This is a genomic window from Massilia oculi (genome assembly GCF_017582745.1).
GTDB lineage: Bacteria > Pseudomonadota > Gammaproteobacteria > Burkholderiales > Burkholderiaceae_D > Telluria > Telluria oculi_A.
The window spans coordinates 46,690-65,870 of sequence record NZ_JAFVIM010000029.1 but is presented as its reverse complement, the minus strand read 5'-3'; the positions used below and the strand labels follow the sequence as shown (position 1 = coordinate 65,870).

The 19,181-nt window shown below is 66.3% G+C and carries 15 protein-coding genes and 1 other RNA gene; 8 read left to right on the top strand and 8 right to left on the bottom strand.

Going from position 1 to position 19,181, the window contains the following annotated elements; all coding sequences use genetic code 11:
* Positions 1-316: 316 nt before the first annotated feature.
* Together J3U95_RS24675 and J3U95_RS24670 are read right to left on the bottom strand one after the other, a co-directional pair.
* A complete protein-coding gene (locus J3U95_RS24675; RefSeq protein WP_208281277.1) occupies positions 317-3,034 on the bottom strand; it encodes an alpha-1,6-glucosidase domain-containing protein in 2,718 nt (905 codons plus the stop codon).
* 106 nt (positions 3,035-3,140) lie between these two features.
* Entirely contained in the window at positions 3,141-4,688 is a 1,548-nt protein-coding gene (locus tag J3U95_RS24670; protein ID WP_208281276.1) for a POT-type proton-dependent oligopeptide transporter, read from the bottom strand.
* A 290-nt stretch (positions 4,689-4,978) separates the two neighbouring features.
* Between J3U95_RS24670 and J3U95_RS24665 the strand changes: the two genes are divergently transcribed.
* Both J3U95_RS24665 and J3U95_RS24660 read left to right on the top strand, forming a co-directional pair.
* Positions 4,979-6,619 (top strand): alpha-glucosidase, encoded by a 1,641-nt coding sequence (locus tag J3U95_RS24665; protein ID WP_208281275.1) that lies wholly within the window; start codon positions 4,979-4,981, stop codon positions 6,617-6,619.
* Complete coding sequence (locus J3U95_RS24660; RefSeq protein ID WP_208281274.1) at positions 6,619-8,481, top strand: glucokinase; 1,863 nt, start codon at positions 6,619-6,621, stop codon at positions 8,479-8,481. Before J3U95_RS24665 ends, J3U95_RS24660 begins: the two co-directional genes overlap by 1 nt.
* Positions 8,482-8,511: 30 nt before the next feature.
* Here the strand turns inward: J3U95_RS24660 and J3U95_RS24655 are convergent, their stop codons facing one another.
* Positions 8,512-8,982 (bottom strand): hypothetical protein, encoded by a 471-nt coding sequence (locus tag J3U95_RS24655; protein WP_208281273.1) that lies wholly within the window; start codon positions 8,980-8,982, stop codon positions 8,512-8,514.
* 258 nt (positions 8,983-9,240) lie between these two features.
* On the opposite strand from J3U95_RS24655, the gene J3U95_RS24650 reads away from it, so the two are divergent.
* The gene (locus J3U95_RS24650) at positions 9,241-10,554 is read left to right on the top strand and encodes a PEP-CTERM sorting domain-containing protein (protein WP_208281272.1); all 1,314 of its coding nucleotides are present in this window, start codon (positions 9,241-9,243) and stop codon (positions 10,552-10,554) included.
* 113 nt (positions 10,555-10,667) lie between these two features.
* Here J3U95_RS24650 and groL read toward each other — a convergent pair whose 3' ends face one another.
* Together groL and groES are read right to left on the bottom strand one after the other, a co-directional pair.
* Positions 10,668-12,314, bottom strand: a complete 1,647-nt coding sequence (gene groL, locus J3U95_RS24645) for a chaperonin GroEL (protein WP_005665651.1) — start codon at positions 12,312-12,314, stop codon at positions 10,668-10,670.
* Between the two features lie 47 nt (positions 12,315-12,361).
* Positions 12,362-12,652: a co-chaperone GroES gene (groES, locus tag J3U95_RS24640; RefSeq protein ID WP_005665652.1), complete on the bottom strand. Its 291-nt coding sequence runs from the start codon at positions 12,650-12,652 to the stop codon at positions 12,362-12,364.
* A gap of 388 nt (positions 12,653-13,040) precedes the next feature.
* On the opposite strand from groES, the gene J3U95_RS24635 reads away from it, so the two are divergent.
* The 5 genes from J3U95_RS24635 (at position 13,041) to J3U95_RS24615 (ending at position 15,230) form a co-directional block, all read left to right on the top strand.
* Entirely contained in the window at positions 13,041-13,331 is a 291-nt protein-coding gene (locus J3U95_RS24635; RefSeq protein ID WP_208281271.1) for a hypothetical protein, read from the top strand.
* Positions 13,328-13,639, top strand: coding sequence for a cell division protein ZapA (locus J3U95_RS24630; protein WP_123071851.1), 312 nt, complete (start codon positions 13,328-13,330; stop codon positions 13,637-13,639). The genes J3U95_RS24635 and J3U95_RS24630 overlap by 4 nt, the downstream gene beginning before the upstream one ends.
* A 46-nt stretch (positions 13,640-13,685) precedes the next feature.
* Positions 13,686-13,867: non-coding RNA, 6S RNA (ssrS, locus tag J3U95_RS24625), on the top strand.
* 88 nt (positions 13,868-13,955) lie between these two features.
* Positions 13,956-14,426: an EVE domain-containing protein gene (locus J3U95_RS24620; protein WP_208281270.1), complete on the top strand. Its 471-nt coding sequence runs from the start codon at positions 13,956-13,958 to the stop codon at positions 14,424-14,426.
* A complete protein-coding gene (locus J3U95_RS24615; RefSeq protein WP_208281269.1) occupies positions 14,427-15,230 on the top strand; it encodes a sulfite exporter TauE/SafE family protein in 804 nt (267 codons plus the stop codon).
* Here J3U95_RS24615 and J3U95_RS24610 read toward each other — a convergent pair.
* From J3U95_RS24610 to J3U95_RS24600, 3 genes are read right to left on the bottom strand one after another with little or no spacing between them, the layout of a single operon-like run.
* Complete coding sequence (locus J3U95_RS24610; protein ID WP_208281268.1) at positions 15,227-17,410, bottom strand: xanthine dehydrogenase family protein molybdopterin-binding subunit; 2,184 nt, start codon at positions 17,408-17,410, stop codon at positions 15,227-15,229. The genes J3U95_RS24615 and J3U95_RS24610 overlap by 4 nt on opposite strands.
* On the bottom strand, positions 17,407-17,886 hold the full coding sequence (locus J3U95_RS24605) for a (2Fe-2S)-binding protein (protein WP_208281267.1): 480 nt from the start codon (positions 17,884-17,886) through the stop codon (positions 17,407-17,409). Before J3U95_RS24605 ends, J3U95_RS24610 begins: the two co-directional genes overlap by 4 nt.
* A complete protein-coding gene (locus J3U95_RS24600) occupies positions 17,883-19,181 on the bottom strand; it encodes a c-type cytochrome (protein WP_208281266.1) in 1,299 nt (432 codons plus the stop codon). The genes J3U95_RS24605 and J3U95_RS24600 overlap by 4 nt, the downstream gene beginning before the upstream one ends.

Below are 19,181 nucleotides of genomic sequence, written 5' to 3'. Positions count from 1 at the left end.
ATGGAGGTACATCTCAACCCTGACCTGGCGACCAGCGAACCCAAGGCAAAAGCGTGCAATGGCCGGGAATTTAGAATGGCGGCTTAACGGCCGCTAACGCGACAACTAGCTTGACAGCCACCGAATGTCAGACCTGACCCCGGTGTTGCCCCTGACCCCGGTGTTGCCCCATTGGTGCCTAGTGATTGTCGAGGTCGTGTCTGAATGTCAGACCTGACCCCGGTGTTGCGCAAGGCTGGCTGACACGCTGGCGCTCGACGCCGTGGCCTGATGGCTGCATGAACGGGGATGCCGTGCGGCGCCCCCGTTCACCTGATTACTCCACGAACACCACGGCGGTACGCGCCGGCACCGTGAAGGTGCCGCGGGCGCTGTCGAAGCGCGCCTCGAGCGCGCGCTGGTCCGCGGCGCCGGCCGCGGTATGCACCGGATGCAGGCGCAGCTTCTTGCCGCGCAGGAGCGTGGCGTCGATGGTGTGCGCCTTCTTGTCCACGTTCACCAGGTAGCCCAGGCCGGCGAAATTCGCGCCGGGATAGCCCTGGCCGTCGATCCAGGCCGCCAGCACGGTCGGCACCTGCTCCGGGCCGATGTTGAAGAAACGCAGGCGGGCATTGATGTCCTCCGTGCTGCGCAGGCGCAGCAGCGTGGAGCTGGCGCGGATCTGCAGCAGGTCGCGGAAGGCGTCGCGCGCGAATGCGATGTCGGCGGGCGCCGGCTTCAGTGCGGCATTGGCCAGCAGCGGCTTGAACAGCGGCCAGTCCCTGGCATTGTCGGCGGCCGGCGGCAGGCCGGTGCCGAAGAAGTTGTCCTGGTAGGTCCAGTCGAGACGATTGAACCAGTCGCCCGAATTGAAGCTGTTGCGGTCCATCGATTTCGAGCGCAGCACGTCGATGCCGGCGTGGTAATAGGCCACGCCCTGGCTGAAGGCATTGATCGCCATGCCCAGCACCTGCACCCGCGCGCGTTCGGCAGCGCTGGTCGCCACCGGCAGCTTGAGCGCGTTGATGTCGTACAGGGTCTGGTTGTCGTGGTTCTCGACGTAATTCACCGCCTCGGAAGGCTGGCTCGCATAGCCTGCCGGCTGGCCGCCGCCGTAGACGATGTCCTGCAGCTGGCGCACCTTGCCGTCGAAGGTCTGCATCGGGAAGCTGCGCACCGAGCCGGCCAGGCCGACGCGGATCATGTCGGCCGTGCGCAGCAGATCGGCGGGCTTGGCCGCGCCGCCCAGCGCATTCGGGTCATACACCAGGCCATTGATATAGCCCTGCTGGCGGATGACGACCTCGCCCGAGTCGCCAGGCGAGCCGCCGCGCACGGCGTCGCGCGCGCGGTCGCTGAAGGTGCCGATGCCGGTGCCGTTCAGCGACAGCTGCGAGGCCTGCACGAAGCGCGCGCCATCGGCCACCTCCCCGAAGTTCCAGCCTTCGCCGATCAGCTGCACATGGCGGCCGGCGGCTTCGTTCACGTCCTTCTGCAGGCGTTCCATCGCCGCACGCGGCTGGTGGCCCATCAGGTCGAAGCGGTAGGAATCGATCTTGTAGTGGCGGGTCCACAGCACCGACGAGTCGATCATCAGCTTGGCCATCATCGTGTTCTCGGTGGCCGTGTTGAAGCAGCAGGTCGAGGTCTCGATGCTGCCTTTCGCATCCAGGCGGTGGTAGTAGCCCGGCACCACGCGGTCGAGGATCGATTTTTCTTCCTGGCCGGCGATGAAGGTGTGGTTGTAGACGACGTCGATGCCGACCCGCAGCCCTGCTTTATGCAGGTTCATCACCATCTCGCGGAACTCGACGATGCGGCGCGCGCCATCCTGCGGGTCGCTGGCATAGCTGCCCTCGACCGCATTGAAATGCTGCGGGTCGTAGCCCCAGTTGAAGCAGTCGGTATGCGCGGTCTTGCCGATCAGCGCCTGCTGGCTTTCGCCATCCGGCGCGCCGGACGGCTGCGGCAGCGCGCAGCCGATTTCCGGGATGCTGCCGATGTCGTACACCGGCAGCAGGTGCACGTCGGTCAGGCCGGCCTTTGCCAGCGCGCGCAGGTGCTTCATGCCGTTCGAGTTCGTCTCGGAGAAGGCGGTGTACTTGCCGCGCTTGGGCGCGGGCACGGTCTCGTCGATCAGCGAGAAGTCGCGCACGTGCAGCTCGTAGATGACCATGTCGGTCTGGGCCTGCACCGTGGCCGGCGGACGGGTGTCGTCCCAGCCGCGCGGCTTGAGGTTCGGCGCATCGAGATCGGCGATGTAGCTGCGCTTCGAATCCGCGTTCAGGCTCACCGAATACGGATCGGTGACCAGGTTGCGCACCAGGCCGGCGCCGGGCACGACGACGTCGACCGCGTATTTGTAATAGGTGCCCGACAGGTCGCGCGGCAGGCTGGCCGACCAGGCGCCGGTCTTGTCGTCGAGCTTCATCGCATGCACGGCGTTCGCCTTGGCCGTCGGGCCGTCATAGGTGCAGACCGCCACCTGGCGCGCGGTCGGCGCCCACAGCTTGAAATCCGTCTTCTTGGCAGTCGGCGTGGCGCCGAGGTCGGGGATGGCTTCGGCGGCGGCGTACAGCTCGTCGAGCGCGCCGGCCGACTGGATGCGGGTGGCGGCGACTACCATGCCGTTCGCGTCTTCCTGCACCAGCACCAGCTGTTCGCGGTGCATGGCGGGCAGGCGGGACAGGTCGCCGTCCGCCACGCGCAGGGTCGGGCCGGTGGCGACCCATTTGAAACGCTCGCTTGCTGCTTGCGGTACGGCGGTGGGCGAGATGTCGAGCTTGATCGAACCGGCGGCGCCGGCGACCTTGCTGCCGGCCCTGGCGACGATCGATGCGGAAGGGGAGTGGTACAGGCGGAAGCGCGCATCAAGCGGGGCGCCGGGCCAGCGCACCAGGCGCTTGTCGAGCCAGACGGCGCGCGCGTCGAGTTGTTCGCCATTGGCTTGCAGGACTTCCTGGAAGCCGGCGCTATTGCACGTTTCAAGTGGAACCGCGGCGTAGGCGGTCGAGGACAGCGATGCCGCGACGAGGGCAAGTTGGAGTTTGTTCATGGTGGGTTGGCGGGTCTCCCGCCGACGCGTTCAGGCACCGACGGAAGACCACCGCATTGAGGGAGTTAGGAGGGAGCATGAGCGGCAAAGCCGCCCATCCCACAAATTACGCCGCGTTGCCGCGATAGTGGTCGACCATCTTGTAGCGCGTCGCATACCAGCCGAACACCAGCGCCGACAGCAGCGCGAAGCCGGCGAAGAAATACATCTGCGCGGCCATCACGCCCATGCCGGTGCCTTCGATATAGCCCACCACCGCTTCGTTCTTGACGCTCGCGTTCACGATCAGCACCCACAGGTTGCCCACCGTGACGGCCAGGTACCACAAGGCCATGATCACGCCCTTCATCGAGGCCGGGGCCTGGCTATAGGCGAATTCGAGGCCGGTCGCCGAGACCAGCACCTCGCCCAGGGTCAGCAGCGCATACGGCGCGATCTGCCAGGCGATAGAGACCGGATCGCCGGCGTCGAGCGCGACCTGCAGGTTGCCGACCACGATCCAGGCGGCGGCCGACAGCACGATGCCGGCGGTCATGCGGCGCAGCGGCGACGGCTCGATGCCGAGCTTGCGCAGCATCGGGAACAGCAGCAGGTTGTTCACCGGGATCAGGATCATCACCAGCAGCGGGTTCAGGGCCTGCATCTGGGCCGGGATGATGTCGAAGCTCCAGCCGAGGATGTTTACCTGCGTGGTCATGGCATTGGCCTGCACGATCCAGGTCGAGGCCTTCTGGTCGAACAGCGACCAGAACGGGGTCACCAGCGCGAACACGATCAGGATGCGCAGCACGGCGCGCACGCCGTCCACCGCCTCTTGCGGATGGATGCCGCGGGCGCGGTCCAGCTGCATCGAGGCGCCGATGCCGCCGAAGGCCATCAGCAGCACCAGCGCGGTGCAGGCGCCGATCACGAAGCCCCATTGCACCGACATCGCCAGCGAGACCACGGCGCCCGCGGCGCCGATCAGCGCGACGTTCAGGCCCGGACGGCCCTGGCCGGGCTCGCGCGCCAGCAGGGCGGTCTTCGCCACCTGCATGAACGAATGCGGGTTCGGCGGCGACGGCGGCACATGCACGTATTTTTTCTTGCCGCTCCAGAACACCATGGTGGCGATGAACATCAGGATGCCGGGCACGCCGAAGGCCCAGGCCGGGCCGTAGTCGCGCAGCAGCACCGGCATCAGCAGCGAAGCGAAGAAGGAGCCGAAGTTGATGATCCAGTAGAAGGCGTCGAACACGATCTTCGCCTTGTCCTTGTTGGTCTGGTCGAACTGGTCGCCAACAAAAGAAGCCACCAGCGGCTTGATGCCGCCCGAGCCGAGCGCGATCAGGAACAGGCCGAAATAGAAGCCGTTGACGTTGTCCTCGAAGATGGCCAGGCAGGCATGGCCCGCGCAGTACACGAGGCTGAGCCAGAACACGGTGTTGTACTTGCCGAAGTAGCGGTCGGCCAGCCAGCCGCCCAGCAGCGGGAAGAAGTAGACGCCAATCACGAAGGTGTGGAATACGTGCTTGGCTTCGCCGGTGCGCATGTCTTCCGGCAGGAACATCAGGAGCGTCGTGATCAGGAAGGGCGTCAGGATGTTGCGCATCCCATAGAAGCTGAAGCGCTCGCAGCCTTCGTTGGCAATGATGTAGGGAATCTGCCGCGGCATTCGCCCGGAACCTGGTTTTGCTAGATCAGTCATCGACCGCTTCCTTGAAATATCAAACAGACGCGATGCTATGACGAGGGCGTATCTCTTTGCAATAAAAATATTGTTGTGAAACAAACGAGAAACATATCGACGTAGTTTAGTTACGGCGATGGTATCGCTGGAAACGTTTTCGATGTTCCAAGCCATTGAATCATAAAGATAAATTGCGAAATTTTGGAAAACTTCCGGAATTGTCAAGTTTTGTTGCGTCCTGTATATTGCCTAGAATTCCAAACCACGGACCAGCCATGACCCAGATCCCGACCACGACGAATCCGAACTGGTGGCGCGACGCCATCATCTACCAGGTTTATCCGCGCAGCTTCCTCGACACGAACGGCGACGGCATCGGCGACCTAACCGGCATCACCGAGAAGCTCGACTACATCGCGAGCCTGGGCGTGGACATCGTCTGGTTGTCGCCGTTCTTCAAGTCGCCGATGCGCGACTTCGGCTACGACATCGCCGATTACTGCGACGTCGATCCGATGTTCGGCAACCTGGCCGACTTCGACCGCCTGGTCGCCAAGGCCCACGGCCTGGGCCTGAAGATCATGATCGACCAGGTGATGTCGCACACCGCCGACACCCACCCCTGGTTCGTCGAAAGCCGTTCCAACCGCGACAACCCGAAATCGGACTGGTACGTCTGGGCCGATCCGCTCCCGGACGGCAACCCGCCGAACAACTGGCTGTCGGTGTTCGGCGGTTCTGCATGGCAGTGGGACACCCGCCGCAAGCAGTACTACATGCACAACTTCCTGGTGAGCCAGCCGCAGCTGAATTTCCACAACCCGGACGTGCAGAAGGCCCATCTGGCGGCCCAGCGCTTCTGGCTCGAGCGCGGCGTCGACGGCGTGCGCCTGGATGCCTGCGTGTTCCACTTCCACGACCGCCAGCTGCGCAGCAATCCGCCGGCGCTGGTGCGCGACACCTCGACCGTGACCGACGTGAACCCGTACGGCATGCAGGCCCACATCTATGACAAGACCCAGCCCGAGAACATCGCCTTCCTGGAGCAACTGCGCGCCCAGCTGGACGAATTCGGCGCGGTCTCGATCGGCGAGATCAGCTCGGACGATGCGCTGGCCCAGATGAACGAGTACATGGCAGGCGGGAACAAGCTGCACATGGCCTACAGCTTCAACTTCCTGACACCGGTGTTCACGGCCGCCCACATCCGCGCGCAAGTCGAAGACTTCGAACGGCGCGTGGAGGAAGGCTGGGCCTCCTGGTCGGTGGGCAACCACGATGCGATCCGAGTGATGACGCGTTGGGGCGGCCCGCAGGCCACCGCCGGTTTCGCCAAGATGGTGCTGGCGATGCAGCTTTCGCTCAAGGGCACGCCCTGCCTGTACCAGGGCGACGAGCTGGCGCTGCACGAAGCCGACGTTCCGTTCGAACTGCTGCAAGACCCGTACGGCATCACCTTCTGGCCCGAGTTCAAGGGCCGCGACGGCTGCCGCACCCCGATGCCGTGGCAGGCCGGCGCGCCGCATGCCGGCTTCACCGCGGGCACGCCCTGGTTGCCGGTCGAGCCATCGCACGCCGCCGCCGCGGTCGACCTGCAGGACGCCGACCCCGACTCGATGCTGAACTTCCAGCGCCGCTTCATCGCCCTGCGCCGCACCATGCCGCAGCTGACGCGCGGCGAGATCGCCTTCATCGACGCGCCGGAACCGGTGCTGGCCCTGCGCCGCGACTTGCAGGGCCAGCGCAGCGTGCTGGCGGCGTTCAACCTCTCGAACGCAGAAGTGACGTTCGACTGGCCTGCGACCGAAGGCGCCGACCACATGGCCGTCGCGGGCCTGGCCGGCACGGCCCAGCGCGGCCGCGTGACCCTGCCGCCGTACGGCGCCTGGTTCGGCCTGGTCCGCGCGGAGGGTTGATGAATATCCAGCAGGGGCAGGAGCAGGAGCGTGAAAAGTTCGCGCGCACGGCGTTCGCCGACGGACCGCGCCTGCTGGCCGACATCGGCGCAACGCACGCGCGCTTCGCGCTGCAGACCGCGCCGGGGGTGTTCCGCTCGGTCCAGGTGCTGCGCTGCGACGACTTCGAGGGCATCGTCCCGCTGCTGCGCCACTATCTGCGCGACCATGAGGACGTGAGGCTGAACCACGGTGCGTTCGCGGTCGCCAACCCGATCAACGGCGACTACGTGCGCATGACCAACCGCGCCTGGGAGTTCTCCACCGACGCGGTGCGGCGCGAGCTGGGCCTGTCGACCCTCCTGATCGTCAACGATTTCACCGCGCTGGCCACCGCGCTGCCGGGCTTCGCCAAGGAGGACCTGATGCAGGTGGGGCCGGGCACGCCCGTGCCGGGCGCCGTCATCGGCGTGCTGGGACCGGGCACGGGCCTCGGCGTGTCGGGCGGGATCCCGACCGCGGACGGCTTCGTCACCCTGGGCAGCGAAGGCGGCCACGTCAACTTCGCGCCGGCCGACGAGCGCGAGTTCGCCATCCTGCAATACGCCTGGCGAGAATGGCCGCACGTGTCGAACGAGCGCCTGATCTCCGGTCCCGGCATGGAAGTCATCTACCGCGCGCTGGCCCATCGCAACGGCGTCGATGCCGCGGCGCGCAGCGCGGCCGCCATCGTGTCCGGCGCGCTCGAGTCCGACGACCCGCTGTGCCTGGAAACGCTCGAATGCTTCTGCGGCATGCTGGGCGGCGCCGCCGCCAACCTGGCGGTGACCCTGGGCGCCTTCGGCGGCATCTTCATCGGCGGCGGCATCGTGCCGCGCCTTGGCGAATGGTTCGCGCGCTCGCCGTTCCGCACGCGGTTCGAGGCCAAGGGGCGTTTTTCGGACTACCTGGCGGACATCCCGACCTATGTGATCACCACGCCGAACCCCGCCTTCCATGGCGTGGCGACCATCCTGGCCGAGCACCTGCGCGGCCGCAGCGGCGCCAACACGCTGATGGAACGCATCGGGCAGCTGCGCGAAGAGCTGTCGCCGGCCGAGGCGCGCGTGGCGACGCTCGTGCTCGAGCATCCGCGCACGGTGCTGAACGAACCGATCGCCGAGATCGCGCGCCTGGCCGACGTGAGCCAGCCGACCGTGATCCGCTTCTGCCGCTCGCTGGGTTTCCAGGGCCTGGCCGAATTCAAGCTCAAGTTCGCGAGCAGCCTGACCGGCGCGATCCCCGTGCGCCACAGCCAGGTGCGCATGAGCGACAGCACCCACGATCTGTCGGCCAAGGTGATCGACAACACGGTCTCCGCCATCCTGCGTTTCAGGGACCAGCTCGACGTGCGTTCGCTCGATCGCGCGATCGAACTGGTGAGCCGCGCGCGGCGTGTCGAGTTCTACGCGCTCGGCAATTCGCGCGCGGTGGCGCTGGACGGGCAGCACAAATTCTTCCGTTTCAGGATCCCGACCGCGCTGTATGGCGACGCCCACCTGTTCACCCTGGCCGCGGGGCTGCTGGGGCCGGGCGACGTGGTGATCGCGGTATCGAATTCGGGCGGTTTGCCGGAGCTGCTGCAGGCGGTGGATATCGCGCGCGCCGCCGGCGCCGACGTGATCGCCATCAGCAACAGCCAGTCGCCGCTGGCGCGCAAGGCCAGCGTGTGCCTGGCGGTCGATCACAGCGAGGACAGCACCAGCTTCCTGTCGATGATCTCGCGCATCCTGCAGCTGCTGCTGATCGACATCATGGCGGTGGGGATCTCGGTCGATGGCCAGCATGGGCCGGAGGCGGGCAAGGATCCGCGCCGGCTGCTCATATCGCACCTGGACAGCTGAAGCATCGCCGACATCGCCAGCGGGGCGCCGTCAGTTGGCGCTCTTGATGTCCACGCGCTCGATGGTGCGGCGCCATTCCTGGAGGCTGAGCAGGGTGTCCGAATCGGTGTCGTCGACCAGGATCTCGCTGCCGTCCTCGGCCACCAGGAAGCTCTCGCGGCGGTGCGCATTCTCGGCGCGGTTCTCGACGAAACTCAGCTGGTAATACTTCTTGCCGTTGACTTCGCGCGGGACCGGATCGTCTTCGATCACGGCGCCGTGCGCCTTGCCCTGGCTGCGCTGTTCGATCTGGCGCGACCAGGCCTGCAGTTCCGGCAGCGCCAGCAGCGACTCCACCGCGTCCTGTTTCGTGTGCGCCGGCGCCTGGACCGTGGGCGCGGCGGGCGCGGGCGTCGGTGGCGTGTCGCGCTCGGCGCGCTTGCAGCCGGCAACGGCGCAGCACAGCATCAGCGCGGCAATGGTCAGGCGCAAGGGGGAAGAAGATGCGGCGCGTGTGGACATGGCGAGTCTCGTGAAGGCAGGCGGTCATGGTAAACCATGCGTGTTCGACCAGCAACACGGGACGCCGTTCGTTACCAAGCATGGATCAGAGCGGAAGCAAGGTCATTGCAACGATGTTTTGCGTTCGTCGTTCAGACTATTTCTTTACGGAAAGTAATTCGTGTTTTTCGCCACGAAATCACTTTTTTCACTATGGAACCGGAATTTATTCGTAGAAATAATGCTATTCTGTAGGACCACTCCTACCTGAAGTCCCCCATGGACCGCCGCCACTCTGCTTATACTCGTCGCCTCGCCAAGGCGTCGCAACGCGAAAAGCGCCTCGGCGCGCTCGCGATGCTGGGGCTCGCCGTGGGCGTCGCCGGCGTGCTGGCGCCGCCGCTGGACGTCGACTGGACGCGGCTGGACCGCAAGCCGAACGAGATCACCCACATCGGCGCAAGCCCGGGCGCCACACTGGCGCCGGCCGCGTCGGTCCCGGCGCCGGCCGCAGGGCAGGGCGCCGCGCGGCGCATCTACCCATTCTCGATCATTCCCGGCGGCGTGGCGGACAAGGACGAACTGGCGCGCGTGATCCGCACCGACACCGTGGTCGCGGCCCACTATGCCGGCTTCGACGTGGCGAATGCGCGCGCAGTCACCGTGACCGCGCCGCGCGCCGTCTACGTGTCGTACCGCAAGGGCGACCAGGTCTACTGGACCAAAAAGAAGCTGATGCTGGCGCCGGGCGAAACCTTGCTCACCGACGGCAAGAACGAGATGCGGGCGCGCTGCGCCAACCGGATTTCCGACGTGCCGATGTATCCGGTCGAAGCCCATGGACCGACCGAGTCGGAACTCGACTCCTTCGTCACCGAGGATGGCGGCGGAATGATGGCCGTGGCGGCCGGCCTGGAGGGACTCGACGACGGTCCGGGCACGGGACCGGGCTACTACACCGACGTGTTCCCGAACGGCGCTGGCCTGCTGACGTCGCCCGTGCTGGCCGCACGGCCGCGCATGGGCGAGCTGGGATCCGGCCCGGGACGGCTTGGCTCGGGCATCTCGAGCGGCGGCACGCTGGGCGGTGGAAGCGGCGATGGGGACAGGCCGCCATCGAGCGAGACGCCCGCAGGCACCACCCCGACGCCGGGCGTCGACGGCAATGGCAGCACCGGCAACGGCGATAATCCAGGCGGCGGAAACAACCCCGGCGGCAATGACGGCCCTGGCGCCGAACAGCCCGGCACGCCGACGCCGTCCACGCCGACGCCATCCACGCCCACGCCGGAAACCGGCACCGGGCCGGGCCCTGATCCCGATCCCGGCCCGGGACCCAATCCCGAGCTGCCGCCGCTCACGCCGGGCGTGCCGGGTACGCCCGGTAGCCCCGATACGCCGGGTACGCCCGGCACGCCAGGCGTACCGGGCATCCCCGGCGCCCCCGGCACACCGGGTGGCCCGCCGGACGACATCGAGGTCGAGCCGAACGACCCGGTCGACGTGCCGGAGCCAGGTTCCCTGTGGCTGGGCGGCGCGGCCTTCGCGGCCATGCTGTGGCTGCGTCGCAAGGGGCCGCGCGCCAAGGCTTGACCGTCCCGCTGCGTTAAAAAGCAAAAAGCCCGCGAGGCGTGAACCTCGCGGGCTTTTTGTCGTGGAGGACTGGCGCGCCGGCGTTGCCGCGGCGCGCCAGGCGACCGGCTGAATTACATCATGCCGTCCATGCCGCCCATGCCGCCCATGCCACCCATGCCGCCCATGCCGCCGGCTGGCTTGTCTTCGACGACTTCCGAGACCATGCAGTCGGTGGTCAGCATCAGGCCGGCGATCGACGCTGCGTTCTGCAGTGCCGAGCGGGTGACCTTGGCTGGATCCAGCACGCCCATTTCGACCATGTCGCCATAGGTGCCGTTGGCGGCGTTGTAGCCGTAGTTGCCGGTGCCGCCCAGGACGGCTGCGACCACGACCGATGGCTCGTCGCCAGCGTTCTGGACGATCATGCGCAGTGGCTCTTCCATGGCGCGCAGGACGATCTTGATGCCGGCGTCCTGGTCAGGGTTGTCGCCCTTGACGTCCAGGGTAGCGCGGGCGCGCAGCAGGGCCACGCCGCCGCCTGGCACGATGCCTTCTTCGACGGCAGCGCGGGTTGCGTGCAGCGCGTCTTCGACACGTGCCTTCTTCTCTTTCATCTCGACTTCGGTGGCTGCACCGACGCGGATCACGGCAACGCCGCCGGCCAGCTTGGCCACGCGCTCTTGCAGTTTTTCGCGGTCGTAGTCCGAGGTCGCTTCTTCGATCTGGGCGCGGATCTGCTTGACGCGGCCTTCGATCGATTCAGCCTGGCCGGCGCCGTCGATGATGATGGTGTTTTCCTTGCCGACTTCGATGCGCGAAGCCTGGCCCAGTTCCGCCAGGGTGACCTTTTCCAGGGTCAGGCCGACTTCTTCGGCGATGACCTGGCCACCGGTCAGGATGGCGATGTCTTCCAGCATGGCCTTGCGGCGGTCGCCGAAGCCAGGGGCCTTGACGGCGACGGTCTTCAGGATGCCACGGATGTTGTTGACGACCAGGGTCGCCAGCGCTTCGCCTTCGATGTCTTCGGCGATGATGACCAGCGGACGGCCAGCCTTGGCGACTTGCTCCAGCACCGGCAGCAGGTCACGGATGTTCGAGATCTTCTTGTCGCACAGCAGGATGAACGGCTGCTCGTGGACGGCGACTTGCTTGTCCGGGTTGTTGATGAAGTACGGCGACAGGTAGCCGCGGTCGAACTGCATGCCTTCCACGATGTCCAGCTCGTCGTTCAGCGACTTGCCGTCTTCCACGGTGATGACGCCTTCCTTGCCCACTTTTTCCATCGCTTCAGCGATACGCTCGCCGATCGAGGTTTCCGAGTTGGCCGAGATCGCGCCGACTTGCGCGATTTCTTTCGAGGTGGTGGTTGGCTTGGCGATCTTCTTCAGTTCTTCGACGGTCGCTGCGACGGCCTTGTCGATGCCGCGCTTCAGGTCCATCGGGTTCATGCCGGCGGCAACGAACTTCATGCCTTCGCGCACGATGGCTTGTGCCAGCACGGTCGCGGTGGTGGTGCCGTCACCGGCGTTGTCGCTGGTCTTGGAAGCGACTTCCTTGACCATCTGCGCGCCCATGTTCTGGAGCTTGTCTTTCAGTTCGATTTCTTTTGCGACCGAGACACCATCCTTGGTGACGGTCGGGGCGCCGAACGAGCGCTCGAGCACGACGTTGCGGCCTTTCGGGCCCAGGGTGACCTTGACTGCGTTGGCCAGGACATTGACGCCTTCGACCATCTTGGCGCGCGCTGCGTCGCCGAACACTACTTCTTTAGCTGCCATTTGTTATTTCTCCGAATTATTTCGTGAATGGGGTCAGGGAATGAGACTTACTGGGCCACGACGGCCATGATGTCTTCTTCGCGCATCACCAGCAGTTCTTCGCCATTGACCTTTACGGCCTGGCCGGAGTACTTACCGAACAGCACGCGGTCGCCGACTTTCACTTCCAGCGGACGGACCTGGCCGTTGTCTTGCACTTTGCCGTTACCGACGGCGAGGACTTCGCCTTGGTCTGGCTTCTCTGCCGCGGCATCAGGAATGATCAGGCCGGACGCAGTCTTGGTTTCCTGGTCGAGGCGCTTCACGATAACGCGATCGTGCAGAGGACGAAGGTTCATGCAAAACTCCTTAATATTCAGTGGTTTAACTAGCGTTTTTTGACACCGCTGCAATCTTGTATCAAGCATTGCGGCGGTCTGCAAAGAGTTGTTAGCACTCTCTACTAACGAGTGCTAATTATAGGGACGATAATTTGCCATTTCAAGCAGCAAGATTGCTAAATACTTTTATGCGCTTGAGCTGGCGCAAGCCGGTCCAGGCCCTGCGCAATGTGTTTTTGGCATCTCTTGCCGACGAGTGCGAAACAGACAAGAGGCGGGCAGCGTACACTGCCTGGCGCTTTCCTGCCGCACGCCAGGCCATCGCGGCAGGGCCCGCCAGATGCGTCTTGCCGCACCGCAGCGCGATTCGGTTGACGGAAAATCGATCTCGATCCTATAGTGTCGAATGATTTCCGAATTCCAAGACCTCTCAGACAAAATCGACCGGCTCGCCCAGCTGACCCAGTCGTTGCGCGCCGAGAACTATTTGCTGCGCCAGGCCAATACCCTGCTCAGCGCCGAGAACCTGGCGTTTAAGGAGCGCCTGGTCGAGGCCCAGCGCCGGGTCGAGGCCCTGCTCGACGAGTTGCCCAAGCCACCGGGCGAGGACGGCGAAGAGGGCGCGGAAGACGAAGCCGCCGGCGATTCGGCCGGCACGGCAACCGGCGCACCAGGCAATAGTGAGGCAGCACGATGATCCATCTCGACGTCACCATCATGGGCCAGCCCTACCGCCTGGCCTGCCGCGACGGCGAAGAGCGCACCCTGCGCGAGGCAGTGGCTTACCTCGACGGCAAGATGTGCCAGTTGCGCGATTCGGGCAAGGTGAGGGGCACCGACCGCATTGCCGTCATGGCCGCGCTGAGCGTGGCCGCGGAATTCCTGTCGGTGAAGTCGCCGCAGGGGCCGTTGTCGGACATGTCGATCCTCGAGGTCAAGCAAAAGCTGGAAGCGATGCACACGGTGCTCGACAAGGCGCTGACGCCCCAGGAAAATCTTTTCTGAAAAGCCGAATCCGTTTGACATGCCGCTTCAAAAGAGTAAACTGCGCTCTACCCTGCGGTGTTCGAGATTTGCCATATATTCCTTGAACCATTCTTACGCATAGGTCGTGGAACAAGTTCGATGGGAGTGAGCGTCACTCGTTTGACGAACCCGAAATTGATCTGACCGTGACCGCCTTGAACCGTTTTGGTTCAGGATGCCGGCAAAAACGGCACTGGCGGGGGCTAGGATACACAAGCGGTTGCGCACTTTGTACGCAGCCGCTTTTTTTTGTGCGCGCCTCGGTGACGGTGCGCCTTGCAGGGAGAACGGCGCGATGCGCTATTGGTTGATGAAATCCGAACCGGACGAAGTCAGTTTCGACGACGTCCTGTCCGCACCCGGCCAGACCGTGGCCTGGTTCGGCGTGCGCAACTACCAGGCGCGCAACTTCATGCGCGACGCGATGGCCGTCGGCGACGGCGTACTGTTCTACCACTCCAGCTGCTCCGTGCCCGGCGTGGCCGGGCTGGCCGAGATCGCGAGCGGGCCCTATCCCGACGCCACCCAGTTCGACCCCGCCAGCCATTACCACGACCCGAAAGCCACCCAGGAAACACCGCGCTGGATCTCGATCGACGTCCGCGCACGGGAGGCCGGGCGCTATCTGCCGCTGGCCGAGATGCGCGCCAATCCCGCGCTGGAAAGCATGGTGCTACTGCAGAAGGGGAGCCGGTTGTCGATCTCGCCGGTCACCAAATCCGAATGGGATGCGGTCGTCAAACTCGTGCGCGCCAAGGGAGCCTGAATGGATCCCTGGCTGATTCTTGCCCTGCTGGCGATGGGCACCTTCGGCGGCTTCGCGGCCGGCCTGCTCGGCATCGGCGGCGGCATGGTGCTGGTCCCGTTCATCACGATGATCTTCACCGCGCGTGGCTTCGCCGACGAACTCGTGGTCCACATGGCGATCGCCACCGCGCTCGGCGTCATCCTGTTTACCTCGATGTCCTCGGTACGCGCCCACCACAAGCACGGCGCCGTGCTGTGGCCCGTGGTGCGACTGCTGGCGCCGGGCATCCTGATCGGCTCCTGGATCGGACCCTGGATCGGCAAGCAGATGAATACCTCGGTGCTGGCCTTCTTCTTCGGCTGCTTCGTCGCCTTCTCGGCCACCCAGATGCTGATCGGGAAGAAGCCGAAGGCGGCGCGCGAATTGCCGGGCCGGGCCGGCATGTTCGCCACCGGTGGCCTGATCGGGATCCTGTCGGGACTGGTGGGCGCCGGCGGCGGCTTTGTCTCGGTGCCGTTCATGACGCGCTGTAATGTGCGCATCCATAACGCGGTCGCCACCAGCGCGGCGCTTGGCTTTCCGATCGCGCTCTCGGGCACGCTGTCGAATATGTTTTATGGCTGGGGCGAGCCGGGCCTGCCGGCATGGTCGCTGGGCTTCGTCTACCTGCCGGCGCTGGCCATCATCGTGCTGGCCAGCGTGACCATGGCGCCGCTCGGCGCCCGCACAGCGCACAAGATGCCGGTGCGCCAGCTGCAGCGTATCTTCGCCGTGATCCTGTATGCGCTGGCGGCCTATATGTTCTGGAAAGCCTTCAATTAAGCTTTCCTGACCCGCGCGCGGTCCAGCGGCAGGTCGCGCAGCGCCACGCCGCAGGCATCGAACACCGCGTTGGTGATCGCCGCAGCGGCCGGGCCTTGCGCCGCCTCGCCGGTGCCCAGGAAGGGCTGGCCGGGGCGGTCGATCAGGTGCACGTCGACCTTGTCGGGCACCTGGCCGAAGCGCAGGATCGGATACGAGGCCCAGTCCACGGTGAGTACCCGCTCGGCGTCGAAGCGCACCTGTTCCAACAAGGTCCAACTGGCCGACTGAATGATGCCGCCCTCGATCTGGTTGCGCACGCCGTCCGGGTTGACGATCTCGCCGCAATCGACGGCGCTCGATACGCGCGTCACGCGGACCAGGCCCGTTTCGCGCGCCACCTCCACCTCGACCGCCAGCGCGCAATACGACGCCAGGTTCTTGTAGCGGGCAAAGGCGAAGCCGCGGCCGCGCCGCGCAGTCTTCTTGTAGCCATCCCAGCCGAATTTCGCCGCCGCCAGCTTGACCACGTCGATGGCGCGCGGATCTTCCAGGTGGCGCAGGCGGAATGCGACCGGGTCGAGTTTCGCGGCGCGCGCCAGTTCGTCCATGAAGCTCTCGATCGCGAACACATTGCAATAGGCGCCCAAGCCGCGCATGGCCGAGGTGCGCAGGACCGCCTTCGGCTGGAAGTGGTGGGTCACGCGCGCGTTCGGCAGCCGGTAATAGGGGATCGCATTGCGGTCGCCGCTGCCTTCCGGCTGCGGGCTGGGTTTCGGCCTTGGTGGCGTAAAGGGCTTGGCGAGATGCGTTGCCGGCAGCAGGTTGCCGGCCCTGCCGGGACGGGTGTTGTGCGAAGGCGTGAAGACGTCGTACTGCCAGTTGGCGATGCGGCCGTCGGGACCGAGCGTGGCAGCCACCTGCGCCACCATCGCCGCGCCGAACGGCTCCCAGCCGTGTTCGTCCTCGCGCATCCATTGCACCCGCACCGGCCGGCCCGGGAAGGCGCGCGCCAGCAGGGCGGCGTCGGCCGCCACGTCGTCGGCGCCGTTGTGGCCATAGCAGCCCGCACCCTCGACGTGGATGCAGCGGATCGCGTCCTCCTTCGCTCCCAGCAGTTCGGCCAGCGCGCTGCGCAGCGGGAACACGCCCTGCGAGTGGGTCCAGACCGTGTAGCGGTTCTCCACCAGCTGCGCCACCGCGCAGGACGGGCCGATGGAAGCGTGCAGCTGGAAGGGGCGGGTGTAAGTGGCCTTGAAGTGCATGCCCTCCGGCACCCGCGCGCCCCGCTCGAGGATGGTCGTCGGCTCGGCCGGCTGCGCCATCACCAGCGCCTTGATGTCGGGATGCACCGGCAGCGCGGCCGGCGTCTCCCAGCGCGCGGCGCGCGCGAGCAGCGCGGCGGCCTTTACGGCGCGGTATTCGCCGTCCGCGATCACGGCCAGGAAGCGGCCGTCGCGCACGACTTTCAAGACACCGGGCAGGCGCATGACGGCGGCCGCATCCACTTCCATCAATGTCGCCGCCTGCGCGGGCGGACGCACCACGCGCGCATGCACCATATTCGGCAGGCGCAGGTCCTGCACGTAGGCGGATCCGCCCGTGACCTTGGCCGGGATGTCGACCCTCGGCAGCGACTGGCCGATCGCGGTCTTCGGGCCAGGCGCAGGCGGCGCGGGCTGCGGCGTGGCGCGCAGGTGCAGTTCCTGGCCGGTGACCAGCTGGCCGAAGCTGAAGCGGCGGCCGTCGGGGGCGACGAAGGCGCCATCCTTCAATGCCAGGCCGGCCGCGGGCGCGCCAAGGCGCGCAGCCGCCAGTTCGCCCAGGCGCATCCGCACCTGGCCCGCCGCATGGCGCAGCGCTGTGCCGCTGTCCTTCATCGAGTTGCTGCCGGCGGTCATGCCTTCGTCCGGCGTGCGCGCGGTGTCGGCGGTGACGAGCGTCAGGCGCCCTGGCGCGATGCGCAGCTCGTCGGCCACGACCTGCAGCAGCGCGGTCTTGATGCCTTGCCCCAGCTCGGCCTTGCCGGTGAAGACGGTGATGCGCTCATCGGCGTCGATTCGGATCCAGGCGTCGAGCCAGGGCGTTTGTTCGAGGCTCTTCGGCAGTGCGTCTTGCGCGGACCACGCGGGCATGGCGAACGACAGCGTCAACGCGCCGCCGGCGGCCAGGAAGCGGCGGCGGCCCTGGTCGAGGCTCATCGCTTGCCTCCCGCGGCGAGTCGGTCCGCCGCGCGCCGCACCGCGCGCAGGATGCGCATATGGGTGCCGCAGCGGCACAGGTTGGGCGACATATGGGCGCGGATCTGGGCGTCGGTCGGCGCCGGCGTTTTCTCGAGCAGCGCGGTGGCCTGCATGATCATGCCTGCAATGCAGTAGCCGCATTGCGCCGCCTGCTCGTCGATGAAGGCCTGCTGCAGCACGCCGGGCTTGTCGCTGGCGCCCAGGCCTTCGACGGTGCGCACGGCGCGCGCGCCGACGCTGGAGACCGGCACCAGGCAGGACATCACGGGCTTGCCGTCCATGATCACGGTGCAGGAGCCGCACTGGCCCAGGCCGCAGCCGAACTTGGCGCCATTCAGGGCCAGGTCGTTGCGCAGCACGTACAGCAGCGGGGTATCGGGGTCAAGGTCGACGGCGTGGCTCTTGCCGTTCACCTGCAGGCGGTAGGTCGTCATGGTGCTCTCGCTTTGCTCACTTGCTCGTCCAGTTCCGGCCAGGCCGGCTGGCCGGCGCCGTACTTGCGCAGGTAGGCGGCCAGCGCGCCGGCCTGTTCATCGCTCAGGATCGCCTTGAAGCCGGGCATCCAGCGTCCAGCTTCGCCATCCGGCGGCAGGATGCCGGTGTCGACGATATGGATCAGGCTGCGCGGATCGGGATCGTACAGGGCGATCGCTTTCTGCAAGGGCAGGGCGGTGCCCGAACTCGGGGCGCGGCCGACGTCGTGGCAGCGCGCGCAGGAATTGGCGTACAGCTCGTAGCCGAGGCGCATGCGCGGCAGGTCGGGATCATCGGCGGCGGGTTGAGGCAGCGGTCCATCGCGCTGCGCCGGCGTCGCGCGCGGCGGCGCCTGCGACAGGTGGCTGTGGGTCCAGGCGGCCAGCGCGGCGACGTCGCCTTCATCGGCCTGGGCCAGGTGCATCACCACGTCCTGCATCGGGCCGCCGGCCACCGCATGATCCTCGGCCATGCCGGTGCGCAGGTAGGCCTGCAGCTGCGCGCGTGTCCATGGCAGCGGTGACGGCGATGTCGCGTTCAGGGCGGGTGCGTACCAGTCCTCGGCTTCGCCGCCATCCAGCTGGCGCTTGATATCCGGACCGCCCAGCTTCGTGCGCGGCGTGTGGCAGGCGGCGCAGTGGGCGACGGCGTCGGCCAGGTAGGCGCCGCGATTCCATTCGACGGATTGTTTCGGATCGGGTTGCCATGGCGCGTCGTCCAGGTACAGCACATTCCAGAAGCCGACCAGCGGCCGGAAACCGAAGGGGAAGGTCATGTCGTTGGCGGGCGCCGGCGCGGCGATCGGGGAGCGCGTCATGAAGTAGGCGTACAGGTCGTCGATGTCGGCCTGCGTCATGCGCACGTAGTGGTTGTAGGGGAAGGCGGGATAGAGCAGGTGGCCGTCGCGCGAGACGCCCTCGCGCATTGCACGAGTAAAGGCTTCGAGGCTCCAGGCGCCGATGCCGGTGTCGCGGTCGGGCGTGATATTGGTGCTGTGGACGGTGCCGAACGGCGTTTCCATCGGCTTGCCGCCGGCGAAGGGGCGGGACAAAGCGGCCGTGTGGCAGGAGGCGCACATGCCGAGGTGGGCGAGATTGGCGCCGCGCTCGATGCGGGCCTGGTCGAAGGAAGGTGGCGTGGCTTGCGGCGCCAGCGCGGGGCGCCACATGATGACGAAGGCGATGCCTGTCAATACGACGATGGCGGCAAGAAGCAGCCACCGTCCGGTATGCCGCTTGCGCCTTGTTTGATCCAT